The sequence below is a fragment of the Sphingomonas sp. Mn802worker genome (genome assembly GCF_000382485.1).
Taxonomy (GTDB): Bacteria; Pseudomonadota; Alphaproteobacteria; order Sphingomonadales; family Sphingomonadaceae; genus Sphingomonas.
The window spans coordinates 140,878-157,863 of sequence record NZ_AORY01000002.1 but is presented as its reverse complement, the minus strand read 5'-3'; the positions used below and the strand labels follow the sequence as shown (position 1 = coordinate 157,863).

The following is a 16,986-nucleotide window of genomic DNA, read 5'->3' as shown; positions in this document are numbered from 1 at the left end:
GCTCAGATACCTTCGCCGCTCAAGCGTTGGCACACCATGTCGAGTTGCTCGAGTGTGCTGTAATCAAGCGCGATCGTCCCGTTTCCAGCCGGGGTGAAGCTGATCTTCACCTTGAGACCGAGCAGATCGGCGAGCTGGTTTTCCAGCGCCGCTATATCGGCGCTGCTGGTATCGCCGACGATCGGTTCAGGTGCCGCCGAGCGCGTCGTTTTGCTGCGTTTCTTGCCCGTGCTGGCGAGCTTCTCGGTCTGCCGCACCGACAGGCCCTTGGTCACCACCTGGCTGGCCAGCGCGGCGGGATCGGGTGCGGTGATGATGGCGCGGGCATGACCCATCGACAGCGATCCATCGACCACCTGCGACTGAATCGTGGCGGGAAGATCGAGCAGCCGGAGCAGATTGGCGACGTGGCTGCGCGATTTGTGGACGACCTTCGCGAGCGCTTCCTGCGTGTGACCGAATTCTCCTAATAGGCGCTTGTACGCTTCCGCCTCTTCTATCGCGTTCAGTTCCTGCCGCTGGATGTTCTCGACCAGCGCAATCTGCAGCGTGTCGCTGTCCGAATAGTCGCGGATGACGACCGGTACTTCGTGCAGCCGAGCGCGTTGCGCCGCACGCCAGCGGCGTTCGCCCGCGACGATCTGGTAACCATGCCCGTGTGGACGCACGACGATCGGCTGGATGATCCCGCGCTCTGCGATCGACGCGGCGAGTTCCTCCAGCTTGGTCTCGTCGAAATGACGGCGCGGCTGTTCCGGATGCGGCGCGATCGCACCGACCGAAATGACGCGAACCGACGCGCGTGCGTCGCCACCGGCGCTCGCCTCGCGTTCGTCGCGCGCGACATCTCCCAACAGGGCACCGAGCCCGCGTCCAAGTCCGCCGCGGTTGCGCCGCGTTGCCGTCTCGCTCATGCGGCCACCTCCGCCTCGACCTTGGGCAGGCGCACGATCAACTCGCGTGCGAGCGCCATATAGGCTTCCGAGCCGCTGCAGCGGTGATCGTAGATCAAAGCGGGCAGGCCGTGGCTCGGGGCCTCGGACAGACGCACGTTGCGCGGGATCACGGTCTCGAACACGACCTTGCCCAGCACGGCGCGAACATCGCTTGATACCTGCTCGGTCAGGCGATTGCGACGATCGTACATCGTCAGCGCTACGCCCATGATCGACAGCGCGGGATTGAAACGCGCACGGATCCGCTCGACCGTGCTGAGCAGCTGGCTCAAGCCTTCGAGCGCGAAGAACTCGCATTGCAACGGCACGAGCAGGGCGTCGGCCGCAACCATCGCATTGATCGTCAAGAGCCCGAGCGAGGGAGGACAATCGATCAACACGATGTCCCAGTCGCCGCGGCTCTGCTCAAGCGCCATATGAAGCCGGTGGGTACGCTGATCGAGCTCGACAAGTTCGATCTCGGCACCCGAAAGGTCCACCGTTGCTGGAACGATGTCAAGCTTCGGCACTGCGGTGTGCACCACTGCCTGATCGAGCCCGCCAGCGTCGATCAGGACGTCGTAGCTCGACCGAGTCCGCAGCGCGTGTCCGATCCCCAGGCCGGTCGATGCATTACCCTGCGGATCGACATCGATCAGGAGCACGCGATGACCCGATGCGGCGAGCGCGGTGCCGAGGTTGATCGCGCTTGTCGTCTTGCCGACGCCGCCCTTCTGGTTGGCTATCGCGATGCAGAACATCTGGGGCGTACTCCTGTCGCGATCAGAATGGTGGATGCGGGATCAGTGATGCTCTGTTCCACGTGGAACGTTCCGTGCCATGCAGCGTGCGCTTTAGCAATCTCGTCCTGACCCGATCGACCGCGGGGAAGCAGGTAAGTGGTTAACGCCGAACGATATTGTGCGGTCATGCCGAACAGTGCGTCGACAGTTGCGACGGCGCGAGCGGAGATGATGTCGGCGCGGTTGATCGGGGCTGTCTCCGCGCGCGCCTGGTGCACGGTCGCGTCGGTTCCCAATGCGGCTGCCATGTCGCGCAGGAAGGTGGCGCGCTTCGCTCGCGGCTCGATCATCGTGATGTCACCATCGAAGAGAACGGCCACGACCATCCCGGGGAAACCTGCGCCGGTGCCGACGTCGACCCAGCTATGTGCATCGCGAGGTGCCAACATCAACAACTGCGCCGAGTCGACGATGTGACGCGACCACATCAGCGGGATGGTGGACGGCGAGATCAAATTCTGTCGCGCGGTTTCGTCGCCGACAATCTCGACCAATCGCGCCAGTCGCTCGACCTTCGCCGGCGAGAACCGCTGTTCGATCCAGTTGCGCGCCTCTTCTTCGGTCATGCCACCGGCCGTTGTAATTTGCGCGCATGCAGCCAAAGCGTCGACAAGGCAGCAGGTGTGACGCCTCGAACACGCGATGCCTCGGCCAGCGTCTGCGGCGCGGCACTGGTCAGTCGTTCAAGCATCTCGTTCGACAATCCGGGAATGTCACGCCATGTGCTGCTCGGTGGCAGCGCGACGTGCTCGTCCTTGCGCATCCGCTCGATCTCCTCGGCCTGCCGCGTGAGATAGGGGGCGTAGCGCGCATCCTCTTCTACCTCGCGAAGCAGATCGGTTGGGATGTCGGTTATGATGCCGGCACGTGCCCGCTCGCGCTGTTCCGCTCGCCGTTCGATATGGTCACGTCGTTCGTGAGAGACGCAGCCAAGCTCCATCGCCATCGATGACAGGCGCATCTCCGCATTGTCGGCGCGCAGCGACAGGCGAAACTCGGCGCGCGCGGTGAGCATCCGGTAGGGTTCACTGACGCCCTGCAACACCAGATCGTCGATCATCACGCCCATGTAGCTGGTCGCACGATCGAGCTTTACCGACGCGAGATCGAGCGCGCGCGCAGCGGCGTTCAGGCCCGCGACGAGGCCCTGCGCTGCCGCCTCTTCATAGCCGGTCGTGCCGTTGATCTGTCCGGCGCAGAACACGCCGGGGAGCGCAGCGAGGTGCAGCCTGTGGTCGAGCGCGCGCGGATCGATATAGTCATATTCGACCGCATACCCCGGCGTGATGATGCGGCTATGCTCCAGGCCGGTGATCGAACGGATCATCGCCGCCTGCACGCTGGTGGCGAGCGATGTCGAGATGCCGTTGGGATAGACGGTGGCGTCGTCCAGCGCTTCTGGCTCGAGGAATATCTGGTGACCTTTACGGTCGCCGAAGCGGTGCACCTTGTCCTCGATCGAGGGACAATAGCGCGGACCCTGTCCCTCGATCGCACCACCGAAAAGCGGCGACGTGGACAGGCCGGCGCGAATGATGTCGTGCGTTGCCTGCGTCGTTCGGGTGATCGCGCAGGCGACCTGCGGCAATTGGCGGTGGGGTGACATCGGCGACATCGTCCACCCGTCCTCGTCCGAGGATTGCGGCTCAAGCCGTGCCCAATTGATTGAGCGCCCATCAAGGCGTGGCGGGGTGCCGGTTTTCAGCCGCCCGATCGGGAGGCACAACGCGCGCAACTGCTGACCGAGGCGGTTTGCCGGAGCCTCGTCAACACGGCCACCCTCGTGCCGTTCATCGCCGCGGAACAGTCGGCCACCGAGGAAGGTGCCAGTCGCGAGCACCACGGCCGATGCATGCAGCCGCTGACCTTCTACGGTCATGACACCCATGACTCGATCATGATCCAGCAGGAGCTCCGCGGCCTCACCGGCAAGGATGGTGAGGCCAGGCTGCGGGGCAAGCAGGCCCTGGATCGCGGCGAGGTAGCGGCCGCGATCAGCCTGAATACGCGGACCCTGGACCGCCAGCCCCTTGCTCCTGTTGAGCATCCGGTGATGGATCGCCGCGGCATCGCTCGCGCGGGCCATTAGTCCGTCAAAGGCGTCTACCTCGCGAACTAAATGCCCTTTGCCAAGCCCTCCGATTGATGGATTGCACGACATGGCGCCCATGCGATCTGGTCGCTGTGTCAGCAGAGCGACCGCAGCCCCGCGGCGCGCCGCCGCGGCAGCGGCCTCGGTGCCGGCGTGCCCGCCGCCGATGACGATTACATCATAGTCGTGTTTCACGTGGAACATTCATTTCCCAACGCAGAAGCGGGCGAACAAGGCATCGAGCATCGCCTCCGTGGCGTCGATGCCCAGCAGTGATGCCAAATGGACCCTCGCAATGCGCAGCTGCTCTGCCACCAACAGCAGATCGCTTTCAACCATGGCGTGACGAAGCGCAGCATGTGCCGCCTCTACATGGGTCCTTTGTTGTCGATGAAGCAGTGCAGTCGCCGGTGGCGGGATGATCTCTGTCGCGCGCTGTTGGAGATGCGTCCAAAGATGTGCAACGCTGGCCGAAACGTTAGCTGACGTCGCAACCGAGCCGACTGGTACCGTCTCTCGTCCGGGCACGTCGCTACGCGCATGAACGCGAATCGATCGGGCGGGAGCTTCCCCCGGCGCTCCGAGCCAAAGGACGAGGTCGGCGCGTCTGATCGCCTGATCCGTGCGCGCGATGCCGAGTTGTTCGATCGGATCGACCGTCTCTTCCCGCAAGCCTGCCGTGTCGATCAGCGTGAATGCGATGCCCGCACGCTGGACAACCGCCTCGATCGTATCGCGGGTCGTCCCGGCCTGCGGCGTGACGATCGCGGCATCGCGCGACAGCAGGGCATTGAACAGCGAGGACTTGCCTGCGTTCGGAGGTCCGGCGAGCACGACGGTGATGCCTTCGCGCAGGCGCTCCACCGTGGGTCGATCGAGCACCGCGGCGATGTCGCGCGTCATCGCTTCGATCTCGGCCGCGACTGAACCATAATCCGCCGAGGCGACATCGTCCTCGTCGCTGTAATCGAGCAGCGCTTCGACCTGCGCAGACGCCTGCGCGATGCGGGACAGCCAGCCGGTGACCGCGCGGCTGATCTCTCCCTCGGTCGCCGCAAATGCCGCCTTGCGCTCGCCCTCGGTTTCGGCGGCGAGCAGATCGGCGAGACCCTGCGCCTGAGCCAGATCGAGCCGCCCGTTCTCGAGTGCGCGGCGGGTGAACTCTCCCGCTACTGCGGGACGTAGACCGGGGAGGATGGCCAGCGCTTGCTCGACCGCTAGGACGACGGCGCGCCCGCCGTGCAGATGGAACTCGGCCAAATCCTCGCCGGTTGCGGTCGTCGGACCGGGGAAGGTAAGGATCAACGCACGATCAAGCGAGACACCCGCCTGGTTACGCAGGGTGCGCAACGACGCTCGACGGGACGTGGGCAGCGCGCCCGTCAATTGCCGAACTGCGTCGAACGCTGCCGGGCCGCTGACGCGCATCACGGCAATGGCGGCCGGTGGCCCGCCACTCGACACGGCGAAGATCGTATCCGTCAACTGCCGGGCTTTGCCGCCGCGTTGAACATCGTGCGCCAGAAATCGGTCCCGGCCTCGCTCATCGGAGCCCAGCTTTTCATCATCGTGTTGAGCATCTCGGGCGAGACACCGCCGTTTTCCATCGCGTCCTGCACCTGCGCCAGATAGCGGTCGTGGACGGGGGAAAGATCGGGAAGTCCCATCGCCCGGCGCGCTTCCTCCGGTGTGCATTCGACTTCGATCGTGACTTTCACGCAATCCTCCGATGATCGGTACGGCCAAGTGCGCACCATGCCCGAAGCGTCGGCGATGCGGCAACGTTCGCCCGTTGCAAACCCTTTGCGACCACCGCTAGGCGCTAGATGGTAGCGGCAGAGCGCTGCGGCAATCGACGGAGACGACCATGACCTGCAACGTCACTTTAGATACGCTCGATGGCCAAAGGATGCCCGCTTATCGCGCCGAACCAGCGGGAACTCCGAAAGCCGCGATCGTCGTCATCCAGGAGATCTTCGGCATCAACGCAGGGATTCGGCGCAAGTGCGACACCCTGGCCGAGGCGGGCTATCTCGCGATCGCGCCCGACCTGTTCTGGCGGATCGAGCCTGGCATCGAGCTTGACCCGGACATCAAGCCGCAAACGGAGCGCGCGCTGTCGCTGATGGGCGACTTCGATCAGGATGCGGGCGTGCGCGATATCGAGGCGGCCATCCGTTACGCACGCGATGCGAGCGGCGGTCGCAAGGTCGGTGCGGTCGGCTACTGCCTGGGCGGGCGTCTGGCGTATATGACCGCGGCGCGCACCGACGTGGACGCGAGCGTTGGCTATTACGCAGTTGGTGTCGACGGCCTGTTGGGTGAGAAGCACGCGATCGCCAATCCGCTGCTGCTCCACATCGCCGGTGACGACGGCTTCGTCGACAAGGACACGCAGACGAAGATGCACGAAGGACTGGACGATCATCCCAAGGTGACGCTGCACGACTATCCGGGGGAGGACCACGGCTTCGCAACCGAGTTTGGCGACCGGCGCTCGGATGAGTCGGCGAAGACGGCGGACGAGCGGACGATGGCGTTCTTCGCCGAGCATCTCGGTTGAAGACATGGGGCGGGGTGTCGGAACCCCGCCCGTCAATCAGACCGGTTGTCCGTCGGTGTCGCGCAGCACCTCGCGCCGACCGACGTGATCGGGACGACTGACCACGCCATCCTTCTCCATCCGCTCGATCAGGCGCGCGGCGGAATTGTAGCCGATGCGCAGCTGCCGCTGGATCCACGAGGTCGAGGCCTTCTGGCTCGAGCACACCAGTGCCACCGCGGCGCGGTACTGCTGATCCTCCGCCGTATCCTCGCCGGTCGGCGCACCGTCGAGCGCGAAGCTCTGCTCGGGCTCCTCGGTGACCGAGTTGATGTAATCGGGTGCGCCCTGCGCGCGCCAATGGTCCGTGACCGCCTGCACCTCATCGTCGCTGACGAAAGGACCGTGGACGCGGACGATGCCCTTGCCGCCAGGCATGTAGAGCATGTCACCTTTGCCGAGCAGTTGCTCCGCGCCCTGTTCGCCGAGGATGGTGCGTGAATCGATCTTCGAGGTGACGTGGAAGGAGATGCGCGTCGGCAGGTTCGCCTTGATGACACCGGTGATGACGTCGACCGACGGCCGCTGCGTCGCCATGATGAGGTGGATGCCCGCCGCGCGCGCCTTTTGCGCCAGCCGCTGGATCAGGAACTCCACCTCCTTGCCCGCGGTCATCATCAGGTCGGCGAGCTCGTCGACGACGACGACAATCTGCGGCAGCACGTCATAGTCTAGCTGCTCTTCCTCATGCACCGGTCGGCCATGCTCGTCCCATCCGGTCTGGACGCGGCGACCGAGTGGCGAGCCCTTCGCCTTTGCCGCACGCACCTTCTCGTTGAAGCTGGCAAGGCTGCGCACGCCGACCGATGACATTTGGCGATAGCGGTCCTCCATCGTCTCGACCGCCCATTTGAGCGCGCGGACCGCCTTGGCCGGATCGGTGACAACCGGAGAGAGCAGGTGGGGGATGTCATCGTACATGCTCAGTTCGAGCATCTTGGGGTCGATCATGATCATCCGGCACTGATCGGGCGTGAGCCGGTAGAGCAACGACAGGATCATGCAGTTCAGCCCGACCGACTTGCCCGACCCGGTCGTACCCGCGACGAGCAGGTGCGGCATCGGTGCAAGATCGGCGATGACGGGATCACCAGCGATGTTCTTGCCCAGAATCACCGGCAGCTGCGCGGTCAGGTCGTCGAACGTCTGCGATCCGACGAGCTCGTGCAGCGACACCGATTCACGCTTCTGATTGGGCAGTTCGATGCCGATGACGTTGCGGCCGGGGATGACCGCGACACGCGCCGAAATCGCCGACATGTTGCGCGCGATATCGTCGGCGAGCTGGATCACGCGGCTGGCCTTGATACCGGGTGCGGGTTCCAGTTCGTACATGGTGACGACGGGGCCGGGGCGAACCTCGACGATGTCACCCTTGACGTTGAAGTCGTCGAGCACGGTTTCGAGCAATCGCGCATTGCGCTCGAGCCCGGCCTTGTCGACCGGACCCGAGGTGGAAACCGGCGCGGGGTTGAGCATGTCGAGCGTCGGCAGCACGTAATCGCCGCGCGCTTCGCCGGTCGGGGCCGATGCCGCCTTCGGCTTGGCCGCGGTCGGCGCCAGCTTGCGCTCGCCGATGACGGGCGGGGCGCGATCGCCCAGATCAGCCGGTGCCTCGACATGCGTCTCGCGGCGCGACGGTGGGGAGGAGAGGGCCTGGCTCTCCTCCAGCTGCTCTTCATCTTCCTCGTCCCAGGCGTAATCGTCGTCGCTGCGCGCGCGAATGCGACGACGCGCGAAGCGGCCGAAATCGATCTCAAGGCTGCGACCCCAGACGATCACGCCGGCCAGTCCGGTCACGAAGCCGAGTGCAACCAACGCCCACCAGCTGACCGCTGCGTTGTTCGCGAACGCCAAGCTCCAACGCGCGGCGGCAACGACCGCAAGCCCGATCGCGCCACCCCAGCCGAACGGCAGCGCGGGAACGGCACCCGGCGCGACGCAGCCGAGCGCCACCGCCATCAGCATCACCCCGACCATCGCTGCGCGCAGCATCCGACCCCACGCCCCCGCCGGCTCGTCACGCCATAGCCGCAGCGCGACGATCGGGCCGACCGGCAGCAGCAGCGCACCGGCCGGGCCGAACAGCATCAATGCGATATCGGCGAACCACGCGCCGAGTGGCCCCAGCAGATTGTCGACGCCGCCACCCGCGGTGTTGAGCGAGCTGTCGCCCGGATGATAGCTCGCCAGTGCGAGCGCCATCGCTGCGGTCGCGATGAACAGCGCAATCGCGACCGCAAGCGACCAGCTACGCAGCGCACCTGCCTTCACCGTCTCGCGCCACAAAGGTGCGGTTGCACGGGTCGCCATCATCAATCCCCAGCGATGTATTGAAACGCGTAAACCATCTGCCGACCTCGGGTTTTCGTCAAGCCGGCGACGTTGGCAGGCGCCGCGATGATGGGTACAGCGTGGCGCATGAACAACGCTTCCGCGCACGCAGATGTATTGATCCTGGGCGGCGGGCTGGTCGGCAGCACGCTGGCGATCGCGCTGGCGCAGGCGGGTCTCAGCACGATCGTCGTCGATCCCGCGAACCCCGACGTGATCCTGTCCGCCGGGTTCGATGGGCGCGCCTCCGCGGTGGCGAGTGCCAGCCACCGTCTGCTCGACGTGATCGGCGTCGGCGAGCGGTTGCGCGGGCAGGGCTGTGCGATCCGGCACATCCGCGTCAGCGACGGACTGGCGCCGGGCAAGCTCGATTTCATCCCGGGGGAACAGGACGAGCCGCTCGGCACGATGTACGAGAACCGCCTGCTGCGCACGACCCTGTTCGAAGCGGCGTCGGCGGCAGACGGTGTCGACCTGAGGATGCGGACACGCGCGACTGCGGTGGAGCGCGATCTAGACGGCGTTACTGCGACCTTGTCCGACGGCAGTGTCATTACCGCCGACCTGCTCGTGGCGGCAGAGGGGCGTAACTCGCCGACGCGCGAGGCGAGCGGGATCAAGGTCGCACGGTGGCAGTATGATCATGCCGCGATCATTGGCGCATTTCATCACGAACGTTCGCACGGAAATATCGCGTTCGAGATCTTCTATCCTTCAGGCCCCTTCGCGCTGCTGCCGCTGCCGGACGATGAGGTCGGGCACCGCTCGGCAATTGTGTGGACGGTGGCAAAGGCCCACGCACCGGGCATGCTCAAGCTCGGCGACCGTGGCTTCCTCGCCGAGGCGCAGAAAAGGATGGGCGGGTTCCTAGGCGCGCTGTCGGCGCCGAGCCCGCGGGCGTCATACCCGCTCGGCTTTCATCACACGACGCGGGTCACCGATACGCGGCTGGCGCTGGTGGGCGATGCCGGACACGGTATCCATCCGATCGCGGGGCAGGGGCTGAACCTGGGCTTCCGCGACGTCGCCGCGTTGGTCGAGGTGCTGGTCGAAGGTCGCCGGCTCGGGCTGGAGGCGGGCGACGCGCAGCTGCTCGCGCGTTACGAGCAGTGGCGTAGCGTTGACACGTTTGCGGTGTCGTTCGCGACCGACACGCTGACCCGGCTGTTCGGCATTCCCGGCAAGACCGCGAGCGCAGTGCGGCGGTTCGGGATCAGCGCGGTCGATGCAATCGCGCCGTTGAAGGAGCGCTTCATGGCCGAGGCCCGAGGCGAGAGCGGGCAGCTGCCGCGGCTGCTGATGGGGATGCCCGTCTAGGCGGCGAGCGGAAAGCGCAACAGGCGGTCGTCGAGCGCGACCAGCGCCTCGGCCCGCTTGCCGGTTGCGCGCACGATCTCAGGGTGGGTCGCGTCGAGCCCGCCGGTCAACGAGCCGAAGGCGGGGAAGATCAGCTTGCGCTCGGTCGCGACGAAGCAGCGCCGTGCGACGAGCTTGCCGCGGACGCGCACGCGCAGCTTCGGGTGGAAGTGGCCGGATAGCTCGGGCCGCGCCTCGTCGGCGCGCGCTTCGTGACGCAGCACGATGCCGTCGACTTCCGCTTCATCGCACACCGCGCCGCCGCAACGGTCGACCAATACGCGGTCGTGATTGCCGGTGATCCAGGTCCAGCGCGTGCCGCCGGTCAACGCCGTCAGCATCTCGCGTGCCGGCGGTGGCAGGCGGTCGCACCCGCCGATGTCGTGGAAGCTGTCGCCCAGGCACCAGACTTCCTCTGCTGCGGTCGTGGTGACGAGCGCGGTCAGGTCGGCGAGCGTGCGGAGTGAATCGTACGGCGGCAGCATCTGCCCCGCGCGCGCGAACCAGCTTGCCTTTTCAAGATGCAGATCGGCGACGAGCAAGGCACGACGCGCGGGCCAGAACAACGCCCCCTGCGCCAGTGCGCGCCAGTCATGTCCGCCGAACGAAAAGGGAACCATCGGCGCCCCTTACGCGACGCTTACCCGTGCAAGCAAGTCGGTGATGGCAAGAAAGATCAGCCGGTATAAGCCTTTACCAAGTCGAACAGGTAATCGCGCGAGGCGTAGAGCGAGGAAATGCGGATGCGCTCGTTCAATCCATGCGTGCCGTTGTTGTCGGGTTCAAGGAAGGTGCCGGGCGCGCCGTATACCGGAATGCCGATCGCTTCGTAGAAGATCCCGTCGGTCGCGCCGGTCGACATCAGCGGCAGCAGCGGCACGCCGGGGAAGTGCTTGGCGGCGACGCGGCGCATCGGCTCGATCACCTTGGAATCGAGTGTCGGCGGGATCGCGGTCGGGCGGATCGGCTGGTTGGCGGTAACCGTCACCTTCGAACCGGCGAGCGTCTTCAACGTGGCGAGCGTGCCGTCGACGCTCTCGCCCGGGAAGATGCGGCAGTTGATGTTCGCGGTTGCGCGCTGCGGCAACGCGTTCTCGGCATGACCCGCGTTCAGCAATGTCGCAACGCAGGTGGTGCGCAGCGTCGAGTGGAGCGTCTTGTCGCGGCTGACGATCGCATCGGCGGCGTGGTCGCTCGGGTCGGCGAGCAATCGCGTGATCGCAGCACCGGTCTCGCCGCCCATCCGCTTGGCGGTCGCGGCGAAGAAGGCGCGGGTCGTGTCGGTGAACTTTACCGGGAACTCATGGCCCTGAACCGCCCTCAACGCGTCGGCGAGTTCGTAGATCGCGTTGTCGGGTGGCGGCGCGGAGCTGTGGCCGCCCGCGTTGGTGACGAGGAACGTGTAATTCTGCGCCGCCTTCTCGCCGACCTGCACCGCCAGCAGCTGTCGCTTGCCCTGCGCGTCGAGCCGCCCGCCGCCGCCTTCGTTGAGCGCGAACTCTGCCGCGATCAGATCGGGCTTGTTCTGCGCCAGCCACTGCGCCCCGTTGAAGGCGTAGGTCGTCTCCTCGCCACAGGTGAGCGCGAGCTTGATCGTGCGCTTGGGCTTGTACCCTTGTTGGCGGAAGCGGATCATCGCATCGGCCCAGATCGCCCCCTGCGCCTTGTCGTCGACGGTGCCGCGGCCGTAATAGAAGCCGTTCTCCTCGACCAGCGTGAACGGATCGCGCTGCCAGTCGGCGCGCTTCGCCTCCACGACGTCGAGATGCCCCATCAGCAGGATCGGCTTGGCCGCGGGATCGCTGCCCTTCAACACCGCGACCAGGCCGCCGTCGTTGGGATGGTCGGGTACCGAGAACAGCGTGATGTCCTGATCGGAGTAACCCGCCGCCTTCAACCGCGAGGCGATCTGCGTCGATGCCTTGGTGCAGCTGCCGGTGCCGACGACGGTGTTGGTCTCGACCAGTTCCTTGTAGAGGTCGAAGAATGGTTTCTCGTCGGGGCGAGTCTGCGCGGCGGCAGGAGTGACCCCGAGCATCATGCCTGCCGTCGCCAGCAACGTGTTGAGCAGCCCACGCATTCCCATCCCCTTGTCGAAACATCCCTGACTGCAACGTTGCAGCGGACGCGTTCCGGTGCAACGTCCGTCAGCGCGCGGCGACCGTGCGCGGCAGCAGCAAACGAAGTTCGTGATTGGCGAAGTCGACCTCGACGCGGCGAAACAATCTCAATGCGTCCATCCCGAGGAACAACGCCGGCTTGTCATCGAGCGCGAAGGCGCGGAATGGCGCCGCGTCGGCGAACGCGATCGGCAATCCAGAGATCGTCGCGTTACCGAGCTTCAGGTCACGCGTCGCGGCGTAGTCCGCGGTAAGTTTGTCGCCCAGCACGCTGATCATCTCGGTCTGCGCCTGCTTGCCGCGCCGCATCAGCATCCGCTGCAACGCACGATTGCCGAGGCTGATCGAGGTGCCGGTATCGAGCACGACGCGGACACGGCGGCCGTTGAGCGTCGCATTAGTGACGACCAGCTGACCGAACAGGCTGCGTGCCTGGATCACGATCTCACCGGGAGCTGCGCGCACCGCGCGGTCTCGTCGGTCGGTGGCGGTTACGCTCATCCGCGCTTCATCGAAGTCGATTACCAGCCTATGGCGCTGCAACGTGTCGATGCCGAGGAGCCCAAGCGCGCCAAGATCGACACCGTCGAGCGCGGGCGCCTCGATGCGCTCTCCACCCAGCGTGCTGACCGAGAGCGACGGGATGACGACCGTGTCGACGATACTGGTGCCGGTCATTGCGGTCAGCCGCACGCGCCGACCCGCGGGCAGGCCGAGTCGCCGGGCGAGCTGGCGCGAGATCACGCTGCGTTGCGCACCGGTGTCGATGATGAAGCGATAGGGTCCGGCACCCGCGATCTGAACCGGTACGGTCATGCGGCGATCCACCTCCGCAAAGCTTAGATCGTCGGTGGGTCGTTCGCTGGTCGCGGTTGGGGCGGGAGGCGGCGCAGCGTCGGGTACCTGCGCGTGTGCGGCACACGCGACAAGCCCGAGCAACAGGGCGGCCAGCCTCTCCATGTCGCGATGCTACGCCTGTTACGGCGCGGGTCAACGCGCGCGCATTATTCCAGCGTCATCGCCTCCTGCGCCAGCGCTTCGGCCTCGATCAACAGCGCATCGTCGGCGCTGCTGGTCGAGACGCGCTCACGCCCGATCAGCACCAGCACCGGCACCGCCAGCGGCGAAACGCGCGGCAGGTCGACGTGGACCATCGTGTCGGCGGCGCGCTCAAGCAGGCTGGCGAGGCGCCCGACGTCGGTCATTCGCGCGCGCGCGTCGTTCCACGCCGCCTGCAGCAGGACGTGGCCAGGCTCATACTGGCGCAGCACGTCATAGATCAGGTCGGTCGAGAAGGTGACCTGCTTGCCGGTCTTGCGCTTGCCCGGATGCTGGCGCTCGACCAATCCGCCGATCACCGCCACCTCACGGAACGCGCGCTTCAAAAGGTGCGAGCGCTCGACCCAGTCGACGAACTCGTCCTCCAGGATGTCGGCGGAGAAGAGCGCCGCAGGATCGGTGATCTTTTCCAGCCCGAAACACGCCAGCGCATAGTCGTTCGCGACGAAGCCGAGCGGCTTCAGACCCATCGTCTCCATTCGTTTGGTGACGAGCATGCCGAGGGACTGGTGCGCGTTCCAGCCCTCGAAACTGTACGCGACCAGATAATGGCGCCCCTCGCGCATGAACGTCTCGACCAGCAGCTGGTCGGGGCGCGGCAGCGTCGAGCGTCGTTCCTGTATTTCGAGCCACTCGCGCACGTCGGGCGGGAAGCGGTGCCACTCCGACGGCGTCGCAAGAAAGCCGCGGACACGGTCGGCGAGGCTGGTCGAGAGCGGCATCCGGCTGCCGCCATACTTCGGGATGCGCGCAGGCCGGCTGGTAGCGCGGACGATCAGATCCTCGGTGTCGATCTTCTCGACCTCGAGGCTTAGCCCGGCAAAGAAGAAGGTGTCGCCGTGCGAGAGCGTCGAGGCGAATCCTTCCTCGACCTTGCCGAGCGCGCGGCCGTTACGGAAACGCACCTTGAGCATCGTCGCCTCGATGATGATTCCGGCGTTGAGGCGATGCTGCGCGATGAAGCGGGGGTGGCTGACGCGCCACTCGCCGTTCGCGTCCTGGCTGAGCCGCTTGAAGCGGTCATAGGCGCGCAAGGAGTAGCCACCGTCCCGGATGAAGCCGAGTACGCGGTCGAACAACTCGTCTGTCAGCGCCGAATAGGGTAGCGCGGAGCGGACTTCGTCGAGCATCGCCTCTTGCGCGAACGATGCGGCGCAGGCGCATGCCATCAAATGCTGCGCGAGCACGTCGAGCGTTCCCATGCGGAAGATGTCGGGGTCGAGCTCACCGGCCTCGACCGCATCCAACGCGGCGCGCGCCTCAAGGTATTCGAAGCGATTGCCCGGCACGACCAGCGCCTGCGACGATTCGTCCAGCCGGTGGTTCGATCGTCCGATCCGCTGGAGCAGTCGCGACGATCCCTTGGGGGCGCCCATCTGTATGACGCAATCGACGTCGCCCCAGTCGACGCCCAGGTCAAGGCTGGAGGTCGCGACCAAGGCGCGCAGTCGCCCCGACGCCATTGCCGCCTCGACCTTGCGACGGGCTTCTTTCTCTAGGCTGCCGTGATGGATGCCGATCGGCAGCTGGTCGGTGTTCGACTTCCACAAATCCTGGAAGATCAGTTCGGCGAGGCTGCGGGTGTTGCAGAAGATGATGCTGGTTCGGTGCTGCGCGATCTGCGCCATCACCTGTGCGGCGGCATAGCGGCCCGAATGACCTGCCCAAGGCACGCGATCTTCGGGCAGCAGGATTGCGATATTGGGGTCGGCACCGCCTTCGCCCTGCACGAGGCTCACCGTGTCTATGTCACCGTCGGGGGCGAGCCAGGCGCGGTAGCCGTCGGGATCGGCGACGGTCGCGGACAGCGCGACGCGGCGCATGTCGGGTGCGATCCGCTGCAATCGCGCCATGCACAACGCCAACAGGTCGCCACGCTTGCCGGTGGCGACGGCGTGGACCTCGTCGACGACGATCGTGCGCAGGTTGGCGAACATCGTGAAACTGTCGGGATAGCTGAGCAGCAACGACAGCGATTCGGGCGTGGTGAGCAGAATCTGCGGCGGCTTGACGCGCTGTCGTGCCTTGCGATCGGACGGCGTGTCGCCGGTGCGCGTCTCGACGCGAATGTCGAGCCCCATCTCGTCGATCGGCGCGACGAGATTCCGCTGGATGTCGACCGCTAGTGCCTTGAGTGGCGAGACGTAGAGTGTGTGGAGTCCCTCGGTCGGTTGATTGATCAGATCGGCGAGCGTGGGGAGGAATCCCGCGAGCGTCTTTCCGGCGCCGGTGGTCGCGACCAGCAGCGCGGATCGGCCTCGCCGCGCCTCGACCAACACGTCGAGCTGGTGCCGGCGCGGCTGCCATCCGCGCGCCTTGAACCAGCGCGCGAGCGGGGCGGGTAATGGATCGGGTTCGCTCACGCGGTCACTCGACCGCAGCGGGTCGCATCAGGCAAGCGGGATCACGGCGTGCGCGCGCGGTCCTCGGCCGATTGCTCGTGATAGTTGCGCCGTGTGGCTTCCTCCGTGCGGCGGAAGTCCTCCGGCGTCTGCTTGTTGCGCGTCTTCGCGAACAGGATCGCGCCGCCAAGCACCACGAAGCCGAGGATGACGACGATCGCCATCAGACTGTCACCGAACATCCGCCTGTCTCCCATCTCATTTTCCGATCAACGTGCGCGCCAATCGATTCGATCCCGGAACGCACCCGCCCGGCCGCCGGTTGTCGTCGCATGGCGCGCGCACCCGTTCTCGGCGACTGGATCGAACCCTACCCTCACGGCATCTACGTGCGCCCGGCCGATGCGTGGATCGATCCCTCGACGCCGCAGCCGCGTGCACTGGTGACGCACGGCCACGCCGACCACGCTCGCGGCGGGCATGGCGCGGTGTGGGCGACGCCCGAGACGCTGGCGATCATGGACGTGCGCTATGGCCAGCAATCCGCCAATCCGGTGCAGTACGGCGAGACGATCCGCATGGGCGAAGTCGAGGTCGGCTACGTGCCCGCGGGTCACGTGCTCGGCTCGGCGCAGATCGTGCTTGATTATCGCGGCGAGCGCGTGGTGGTGTCGGGCGACTACAAGCGACGCAGCGATCCGACGTGCACGCCGTTTCAGCCGGTCAAATGCGACGTGTTCGTGACCGAGGCGACGTTCGGCCTGCCGGTGTTCCGCCATCCCGACACCGGCGACGAGATCGACAAGCTGATCGCCGCGCTTCACGCCAATCCAACGCGTTGCGTGCTGGTCGGCGCCTATGCGCTCGGCAAGGCGCAGCGCGTGATCGCGGAGTTGCGCGAGCGCGGGCATGAGGCGCCGATCTTCCTCCACGGCGCGTTGCAGCGGTTATGCGACCTCTACGTCGAACAGGGCGTGCGGCTGGGTGAGTTGCGCCCTGTCGCCGACACGCCAAAGGCGGAGATGGCGGGGCACGTCGTGATGTGCCCGCCCGGCGCGCTCAACGATCGCTGGTCGCGGCGGCTGCCCGATCCGATCACCGCAATGGCGAGCGGGTGGATGCGCGTCCGCCAGCGTGCGCGGCAGAAGAACGTCGAGTTGCCGCTGATCCTGTCCGATCACGCCGACTGGGACGAACTGACGACGACGCTGCTGGAGATCAGCCCGAAGGAGGTGTGGGTGACGCACGGGCGCGAGGATGCGCTGGTCCATTGGTGCATGACGCGGCAGATCAGGGCACGCGCGCTGGCGCTCGCCGGGTTCGAGGACGAAGACGACTGAACC

General features: G+C 66.0%; 15 protein-coding genes. 3 read left to right on the top strand and 12 right to left on the bottom strand.

Annotated features, from left to right (window positions below; all coding sequences use genetic code 11):
• Positions 1–2 precede the first annotated feature (2 nt).
• From SMN802W_RS0102535 to SMN802W_RS0102510, 6 genes are read right to left on the bottom strand one after another with little or no spacing between them, the layout of a single operon-like run.
• Positions 3–914, bottom strand: a complete 912-nt coding sequence (locus tag SMN802W_RS0102535; protein WP_019515316.1) for a ParB/RepB/Spo0J family partition protein — start codon at positions 912–914, stop codon at positions 3–5.
• Positions 911–1,696, bottom strand: a complete 786-nt coding sequence (locus tag SMN802W_RS0102530; RefSeq protein ID WP_019515315.1) for a ParA family protein — start codon at positions 1,694–1,696, stop codon at positions 911–913. The genes SMN802W_RS0102535 and SMN802W_RS0102530 overlap by 4 nt, the downstream gene beginning before the upstream one ends.
• The gene (gene rsmG / locus SMN802W_RS0102525) at positions 1,678–2,304 is read right to left on the bottom strand and encodes a 16S rRNA (guanine(527)-N(7))-methyltransferase RsmG (protein ID WP_019515314.1); all 627 of its coding nucleotides are present in this window, start codon (positions 2,302–2,304) and stop codon (positions 1,678–1,680) included. Before rsmG ends, SMN802W_RS0102530 begins: the two co-directional genes overlap by 19 nt.
• Positions 2,301–4,034, bottom strand: a complete 1,734-nt coding sequence (mnmG, locus tag SMN802W_RS0102520) for a tRNA uridine-5-carboxymethylaminomethyl(34) synthesis enzyme MnmG (protein ID WP_019515313.1) — start codon at positions 4,032–4,034, stop codon at positions 2,301–2,303. The genes rsmG and mnmG overlap by 4 nt, the downstream gene beginning before the upstream one ends.
• Positions 4,035–5,315: a tRNA uridine-5-carboxymethylaminomethyl(34) synthesis GTPase MnmE gene (gene mnmE / locus SMN802W_RS0102515; RefSeq protein ID WP_019515312.1), complete on the bottom strand. Its 1,281-nt coding sequence runs from the start codon at positions 5,313–5,315 to the stop codon at positions 4,035–4,037.
• The gene (locus SMN802W_RS0102510; RefSeq protein WP_019515311.1) at positions 5,312–5,548 is read right to left on the bottom strand and encodes a DUF6489 family protein; all 237 of its coding nucleotides are present in this window, start codon (positions 5,546–5,548) and stop codon (positions 5,312–5,314) included. The genes mnmE and SMN802W_RS0102510 overlap by 4 nt, the downstream gene beginning before the upstream one ends.
• A 149-nt stretch (positions 5,549–5,697) precedes the next feature.
• On the opposite strand from SMN802W_RS0102510, the gene SMN802W_RS0102505 reads away from it, so the two are divergent.
• Positions 5,698–6,393, top strand: coding sequence for a dienelactone hydrolase family protein (locus tag SMN802W_RS0102505; protein WP_026325659.1), 696 nt, complete (start codon positions 5,698–5,700; stop codon positions 6,391–6,393).
• Positions 6,394–6,429: 36 nt separating this feature from the next.
• On the opposite strand, the gene SMN802W_RS0102500 is transcribed toward SMN802W_RS0102505, so the two are convergent.
• Positions 6,430–8,745, bottom strand: a complete 2,316-nt coding sequence (locus SMN802W_RS0102500) for an FtsK/SpoIIIE family DNA translocase (protein ID WP_026325658.1) — start codon at positions 8,743–8,745, stop codon at positions 6,430–6,432.
• Positions 8,746–8,853: 108 nt separating this feature from the next.
• Between SMN802W_RS0102500 and SMN802W_RS0102490 the strand changes: the two genes are divergently transcribed.
• On the top strand, positions 8,854–10,083 hold the full coding sequence (locus SMN802W_RS0102490) for a UbiH/UbiF/VisC/COQ6 family ubiquinone biosynthesis hydroxylase (protein WP_019515307.1): 1,230 nt from the start codon (positions 8,854–8,856) through the stop codon (positions 10,081–10,083).
• Here the strand turns inward: SMN802W_RS0102490 and pdeM are convergent.
• The 5 genes from pdeM to SMN802W_RS0102465 all read right to left on the bottom strand — a co-directional run bounded on the left by pdeM (position 10,080) and on the right by SMN802W_RS0102465 (position 15,885).
• On the bottom strand, positions 10,080–10,742 hold the full coding sequence (pdeM, locus tag SMN802W_RS0102485) for a ligase-associated DNA damage response endonuclease PdeM (protein ID WP_019515306.1): 663 nt from the start codon (positions 10,740–10,742) through the stop codon (positions 10,080–10,082). The genes SMN802W_RS0102490 and pdeM overlap by 4 nt on opposite strands.
• A gap of 56 nt (positions 10,743–10,798) precedes the next feature.
• Positions 10,799–12,202, bottom strand: coding sequence for a M20/M25/M40 family metallo-hydrolase (locus SMN802W_RS0102480; RefSeq protein ID WP_019515305.1), 1,404 nt, complete (start codon positions 12,200–12,202; stop codon positions 10,799–10,801).
• A 67-nt stretch (positions 12,203–12,269) separates the two neighbouring features.
• Complete coding sequence (locus SMN802W_RS16235) at positions 12,270–13,058, bottom strand: retroviral-like aspartic protease family protein (RefSeq protein WP_162139985.1); 789 nt, start codon at positions 13,056–13,058, stop codon at positions 12,270–12,272.
• Between the two features lie 188 nt (positions 13,059–13,246).
• Complete coding sequence (locus SMN802W_RS0102470) at positions 13,247–15,664, bottom strand: ligase-associated DNA damage response DEXH box helicase (protein ID WP_019515303.1); 2,418 nt, start codon at positions 15,662–15,664, stop codon at positions 13,247–13,249.
• Positions 15,665–15,705: 41 nt separating this feature from the next.
• Positions 15,706–15,885: a hypothetical protein gene (locus SMN802W_RS0102465; protein WP_019515302.1), complete on the bottom strand. Its 180-nt coding sequence runs from the start codon at positions 15,883–15,885 to the stop codon at positions 15,706–15,708.
• Between the two features lie 90 nt (positions 15,886–15,975).
• On the opposite strand from SMN802W_RS0102465, the gene SMN802W_RS0102460 reads away from it, so the two are divergent.
• The gene (locus tag SMN802W_RS0102460) at positions 15,976–16,983 is read left to right on the top strand and encodes a ligase-associated DNA damage response exonuclease (RefSeq protein WP_019515301.1); all 1,008 of its coding nucleotides are present in this window, start codon (positions 15,976–15,978) and stop codon (positions 16,981–16,983) included.
• Positions 16,984–16,986 lie beyond the last annotated feature (3 nt).

What these genes read in the sequence shown, in the direction of transcription:
- SMN802W_RS0102535 (WP_019515316.1), bottom strand. Translation starts at nt 914, where the DNA reads ATGAGCGAGACGGCAACGCGGCGCAACCGCGGCGGACTTGGACGCGGG.
- SMN802W_RS0102530 (WP_019515315.1), bottom strand. Translation starts at nt 1,696, where the DNA reads ATGTTCTGCATCGCGATAGCCAACCAGAAGGGCGGCGTCGGCAAGACG.
- rsmG (WP_019515314.1), bottom strand. Translation starts at nt 2,304, where the DNA reads ATGACCGAAGAAGAGGCGCGCAACTGGATCGAACAGCGGTTCTCGCCG.
- mnmG (WP_019515313.1), bottom strand. Translation starts at nt 4,034, where the DNA reads ATGTTCCACGTGAAACACGACTATGATGTAATCGTCATCGGCGGCGGG.
- SMN802W_RS0102505 (WP_026325659.1), top strand. Translation starts at nt 5,698, where the DNA reads ATGACCTGCAACGTCACTTTAGATACGCTCGATGGCCAAAGGATGCCC.
- SMN802W_RS0102500 (WP_026325658.1), bottom strand. Translation starts at nt 8,745, where the DNA reads ATGGCGACCCGTGCAACCGCACCTTTGTGGCGCGAGACGGTGAAGGCA.
- SMN802W_RS0102490 (WP_019515307.1), top strand. Translation starts at nt 8,854, where the DNA reads ATGAACAACGCTTCCGCGCACGCAGATGTATTGATCCTGGGCGGCGGG.
- pdeM (WP_019515306.1), bottom strand. Translation starts at nt 10,742, where the DNA reads ATGGTTCCCTTTTCGTTCGGCGGACATGACTGGCGCGCACTGGCGCAG.
- SMN802W_RS0102480 (WP_019515305.1), bottom strand. Translation starts at nt 12,202, where the DNA reads ATGCGTGGGCTGCTCAACACGTTGCTGGCGACGGCAGGCATGATGCTC.
- SMN802W_RS16235 (WP_162139985.1), bottom strand. Translation starts at nt 13,058, where the DNA reads ATGACCGTACCGGTTCAGATCGCGGGTGCCGGACCCTATCGCTTCATC.
- SMN802W_RS0102465 (WP_019515302.1), bottom strand. Translation starts at nt 15,885, where the DNA reads ATGTTCGGTGACAGTCTGATGGCGATCGTCGTCATCCTCGGCTTCGTG.
- SMN802W_RS0102460 (WP_019515301.1), top strand. Translation starts at nt 15,976, where the DNA reads ATGGCGCGCGCACCCGTTCTCGGCGACTGGATCGAACCCTACCCTCAC.